The 638-nt window shown below is 34.5% G+C and carries 1 protein-coding gene; it reads right to left on the bottom strand.

Annotated elements, in window-relative coordinates; all coding sequences use genetic code 11:
- Nucleotides 1-54 precede the first annotated feature (54 nt).
- The gene (locus tag DN394_RS28745) at nucleotides 55-618 is read right to left on the bottom strand and encodes a TetR/AcrR family transcriptional regulator (RefSeq protein WP_069325638.1); all 564 of its coding nucleotides are present in this window, start codon (nucleotides 616-618) and stop codon (nucleotides 55-57) included.
- Between the last annotated feature and the right edge of the window lie 20 nt (nucleotides 619-638).

Consider the following 638-nt stretch of genomic DNA (forward strand, 5'->3'; position numbering starts at 1 on the left):
CCTTAGGATCAAGGCTGTTCTTCAAAATATATTTAAAGATGGTAAATAAGATCTCTATAACTGTTTAGATAACCCTCTCATAATATAAGGGCGAACAATATCTAACAATAAGTCGGCATGGCTATTCTTCTCCAACCTAAACCATTGATAAGTAGCACTATAAATTGCTGAACTTGTGATCGCTGCTAGAATCTCTATATACTGATGATTTTCCTTTTCTTTTGATAATATATCTTCAATTGTTTTTTGTAGCATACCTTTGATTTGGCTATCTACTAGAGTAGCAATTGATTTGGAATCCAGCCTGCATGTCTGATGAAAATCTACAATGTAACGATAAGTAAGCAAGATGATCTGGTCTCCTATTTCTTCTGTCAATGCCTCTGCATGTATTACCTGTTCAGGAATCATCTCTTTGAAAGCTTGCTCTATAACCTCATCCAGTAGTGCATATTTATCTTCATAATGAGTATAGAATGTAGCACGATTAATCGTAGCTTTTTGAGCAATATCTTTTATCGTTATCGACTCAAATTGAATACTCTGCAACAACTCTATGAAAGACTCTCGAATTAACTGTCTTGTACGCAAAACTCTCGGATCTTGTTGTTTTTCCATATCATGAACACCTTCTTAGA

The organism is Bacillus sp. BB081 (genome assembly GCF_008368895.1).
In the GTDB taxonomy this organism is placed as follows: Bacteria; Bacillota; Bacilli; order Bacillales; family Bacillaceae_G; genus Bacillus_A; species Bacillus_A wiedmannii.

Excerpts from the sequence above, each read along its gene's own strand:
- DN394_RS28745 (WP_069325638.1), bottom strand. The coding sequence starts at position 618 with ATGGAAAAACAACAAGATCCGAGAGTTTTGCGTACAAGACAGTTAATT.